The sequence below is a fragment of the Synechococcales cyanobacterium T60_A2020_003 genome (assembly GCA_015272205.1).
GTDB lineage: Bacteria > Cyanobacteriota > Cyanobacteriia > RECH01 > RECH01 > JACYMB01.
Genome location: JACYMB010000262.1, coordinates 1 through 3701 on the forward strand (window position 1 = coordinate 1; position 3701 = coordinate 3701).

5 protein-coding genes are annotated in these 3701 nt (G+C 50.7%); 2 read left to right on the forward strand and 3 right to left on the reverse strand.

The features are described 5' to 3' along the window. Positions 1 to 75: 75 nt before the first annotated feature. Positions 76 to 381: an AI-2E family transporter gene (locus IGR76_13060; GenBank protein ID MBF2079408.1), complete on the forward strand. Its 306-nt coding sequence runs from the start codon at positions 76 to 78 to the stop codon at positions 379 to 381. 154 nt (positions 382 to 535) lie between these two features. Here IGR76_13060 and IGR76_13065 read toward each other — a convergent pair whose 3' ends face one another. Continuing rightward, entirely contained in the window at positions 536 to 664 is a 129-nt protein-coding gene (locus tag IGR76_13065; protein ID MBF2079409.1) for a DUF4278 domain-containing protein, read from the reverse strand. 279 nt (positions 665 to 943) lie between these two features. Between IGR76_13065 and IGR76_13070 the strand changes: the two genes are divergently transcribed. Further along, entirely contained in the window at positions 944 to 1138 is a 195-nt protein-coding gene (locus IGR76_13070; GenBank protein MBF2079410.1) for a hypothetical protein, read from the forward strand. 9 nt (positions 1139 to 1147) lie between these two features. Here IGR76_13070 and sulP read toward each other — a convergent pair whose 3' ends face one another. Continuing rightward, positions 1148 to 2911, reverse strand: coding sequence for a sulfate permease (gene sulP, locus IGR76_13075; GenBank protein MBF2079411.1), 1764 nt, complete (start codon positions 2909 to 2911; stop codon positions 1148 to 1150). Positions 2912 to 2949: 38 nt separating this feature from the next. Further along, positions 2950 to 3648: an MBL fold metallo-hydrolase gene (locus IGR76_13080; protein MBF2079412.1), complete on the reverse strand. Its 699-nt coding sequence runs from the start codon at positions 3646 to 3648 to the stop codon at positions 2950 to 2952. Between the last annotated feature and the right edge of the window lie 53 nt (positions 3649 to 3701).

The following is a 3701-nucleotide window of genomic DNA, read 5'->3' on the forward strand; positions in this document are numbered from 1 at the left end:
GGCTGATGCTTAAGCGCCTTGCTGCCTCTCCTTGAGATCTCAAATGGGTTCTATATTGCCTTACTCCCTCCTTTGATGATTGCGCTTCTTACCCTTGGCTGGGTTAAAGCTCTGATACTGGCGATTGGTTACACCTTGATCAACAATTTCTTTGACATTGCGATCGCCCCTCACTATTTGGGCAAAGGTTTAGATCTATCTGTGATCGTGACCTTCCTTGCGGTCATTCTCTGGACTTGGATCTTTGGCCCAATAGGGGCATTTATGGCGTTGCCTCTCACCGTGATGGTGAAGAAACCCATTCTAGAGAGTTTCTCTGATACAGAACTCTTAGGGGTTCTGATTCGTTCGGGGTCGGAAAGTGATAATTCTCCTGAGTAAGGGGAGTTTGGACTAACCCTAGCGATCACAGCACAAACCTTTTAAATTTAAATCGCGCATAATTGCAAAAAAACCTGGCGATCGCCAGGTCGTTCATGAGATCAAGCCCCCAAGATCTCAAGCTTTGTTGTTTCTCAAGGTTTCTACCAGAACTCTATTTAGCGGTTTTCGCAATGTGTTCGCGAAGGGTAAGACCACGATAGTGACCAATCTCTTTACCGTCTGTAGTGGGAACGGTGGAGAGATGGGACTCGTACTTGATACCGCGATAGGAGAGTTTCATGGTTGCGACCTCTGCGCTGATTTCATGCTTTTAGAATAGGCCAAAACACCGGGGTTACTCTTCATCCAGGCGTCTCACCTAACCAGGTGAATCTGATCTAACCATGGGTTCATCGCACTGGATGAGGCCATTCGACCCAATTCTCAGCATTCTCTCAGCGATCGCCTAAGCTATCCTCAGATTAGTATCAGCCTCTATTCAGCCTTGACAGGCATGATCAAAATATTGATTCTATCCCCTCACTCACGGATCCTTCCATTTCCCCTTGGAGGTCTACCCATGCCACGCCTTATTCTATTTCCTGGGCTATCTATCCTGGCACTATCTCTACCGCTATGGGCGATCGCCCCGTTCTGTACGCCCAAGCCGTTAGCGCAGAGCAATCCTGCTACGCTACAAGCGGTGCCTCTATCTATGTCTCTAACTCCTTCAAATCCCTATCAGGCGCAGCAGATAGCCGTTGTGTGGGAGTAGCTTTCCACCCTACGCGCACTCTAAAGCCCGCATGGCCTGATCGGTTGACAGAAAGATGCGATCGCGCCCCAATTCATCTACAAAACCAATTTGCTCTAGATGATCCATCACGGGCCCTTTGACTTCGGCCATACAGAAGGTAATGCCCCGTACTTGTAGATCGGCAATGAGCCTTCGCAAGGTTTCCAATGCGCTACCGTCGATGATGTTGATCGCGCTACATACCAGCAGCAAATATTTGACATCAGGATTCTGGGAAATTGCTTTCAGCACATAGTCTTCCAGGTATTTGGTGTTAACGAAATAGAGACTCTCATCCACGCGAATCGCTAGCACATGGGGACAGGTCTTTACGGAATGGCGCAACACATTACGAAAATGTTCAGTCTCACCCACTCGTCCCACAATAGCGATGTGAGGCCGACTCGTGCGCCAGAGGTGGAGCATCAGCGAAATCACGGCTCCAATGAGGATTCCGGTTTGGACACTGGTTACCAGCACCGCGACAAAGGCCGCAATCCAGGCGATCGCGTCGGTTTTGTTGTAGATCCAGAGCCGTTTTAGGGTGGCAAAGTCAAGAAGATTGACAACCGCTACGAGAATGATGGCAGCGAGGCAGGTTTGCGGCAAGAAATAGAACAGCGGCGTCAGAAAAAGAATCGTCAGCAACAAAATCAGGGCTGTAATGATGGAGGCCAAGCCCGTGTTTGCACCTGCCGAAAAGTTCACCACCGATCGACTCAGCCCTCCTGTCACCACATATCCTCCCGTAAAGGATGCACCCAGGTTAGCAACGCCTAAGGCAATCAATTCTTGATTCGCCTCTACCCGCTGTCGGCGTTTGCTGGCTAGAAATTTGCCAACGGCATAGGCTTCCATAAATCCCACAAAACTAATGGCGAGGGCAGAGGAAAACAAGGTCTGCCAATCTGTGCGGGAAATAGCGGGAAATCCGATCGGTGGTAGTCCAGATGGAATACTGCCTACCACCTTGACGCTAGCCGTTTGATCAAGGTGAAAGAGCCAGACGGTGAGAATTCCCAAAATAACGACCAAAAGGGGCGCACTCTTGGTAACCGGAATAATGGCAGCAGGCGACATTCCCCGTTGTTGGAGCCATCCCCCCAGTCCCCGGCTAAAGAAGAGAAGGAGCGCAATGCTGCCTAATCCCATCAATAGCGTAATGCCGTTTGTCTCTGGAAGGGCTTGGATTAGGGAGGTAACGAGTTGTACCAACGCTTCCGATTGGGGAATTTTGACCCCCAGAAGATGCTTAAGCTGGCTGACACTAATCAGAATTGCTGCCGCGCTGATAAACCCTGAAATCACCGCTTGACTGAGGAAATTGACGAGAAATCCGAGACGCAAGAGACCAATGACAACCTCAATCCCGCCTACAAGAGCGGCTAGGGCGATCGCCAGTTGGATATATTCAGGAGATCCCTGGGTGGCTAAAGCTCCTACCGCAGTCGCCACCATCAACGAGTCCACTGCCACAGGAGCCACGGAGAGGATGCGACTTGTGCCTAAGCAAGCATAGATAATCTGCGGCAGGATACTGGCATAGAGACCCATTTGGGGCGGGAGTCCTGCCAGCAAGGCATAGGCCATACTTTGGGGAATCAGTAAGCTGGCGACGATGATCCCTGCAGTGATATCGCCGACAGCATTAGCCCGTGGATAGGGAAATCCCCACTCTAAGATGGGAATGGCTTTCTTGAGTACGGAAAGACGAGAGGGGGATTTCTGGGGCGAGGAATGCTCTACGCTCATAGCGGTATACGACCTTTAAAGCACATGTTCAAACCACCTTAGCGCAGTGCCGGAATTTGTCCACACCGTTCATTCGCAGGAACGGCCTCCATAATTTTTTTGGGATCGGGGAGGTTCAAATTCCCCATCATTTCTATGAAGCTGGCGCGATCGCGTCCCACGAAACGGGGATTAAACTGTTTCTCTTCTCCAATCGTCGATACAGAGTGGCCGCGATAGTCATGCCCAGGATAGACGAGGGTGTCATCGGGTAAAGTGAAGAGACGTTGGGTCACACTGTCATAGAGTGCTCCAGCATCTCCACTTTGGAAATCGGTGCGACCACTGCCTCGAATAAAGAGGGCATCTCCGGTGAGCAGGTGGGAGCCATTGACGAGATAGGCCATGTGGCTATCGGTATGGCCCGGAGTGGCGATCGCCTTAATTTCAATAGATCCCAGCTTCAGCGTTTCACCATCTTTGATTTTGCGATCGGCACAAACCGCCTCTGCATTCTCTGGCACAATCCCCTGGCATCCGGTCAGGTCTCGCAGCTTTCCGGTTCCGGTGATGTGGTCAGCGTGAATATGGGTTTCTAAACAGTAGCGCAGCGTTAACCCCAATTCTTGAAGCAGCTTCCAATCCCGCTCAACCTGCTCTAAAACGGGGTCAACCAGAATTGCGTCCTTCGTGTCTGGATCGGCGATGAGGTAGGTGTAAGTCCAGGTATCGTAGTCAAACAATTGGCGAAATAACAATGAACTACCCCGCCGCAAGCGGACGGGGTATCAGAATCAAAAAAGAGCAAGTT

Excerpts from the sequence above, each read along its gene's own strand:
- IGR76_13060 (MBF2079408.1), top strand. The coding sequence starts at position 76 with ATGATTGCGCTTCTTACCCTTGGCTGGGTTAAAGCTCTGATACTGGCG.
- IGR76_13065 (MBF2079409.1), bottom strand. The coding sequence starts at position 664 with ATGAAACTCTCCTATCGCGGTATCAAGTACGAGTCCCATCTCTCCACC.
- IGR76_13070 (MBF2079410.1), top strand. The coding sequence starts at position 944 with ATGCCACGCCTTATTCTATTTCCTGGGCTATCTATCCTGGCACTATCT.
- sulP (MBF2079411.1), bottom strand. The coding sequence starts at position 2,911 with ATGAGCGTAGAGCATTCCTCGCCCCAGAAATCCCCCTCTCGTCTTTCC.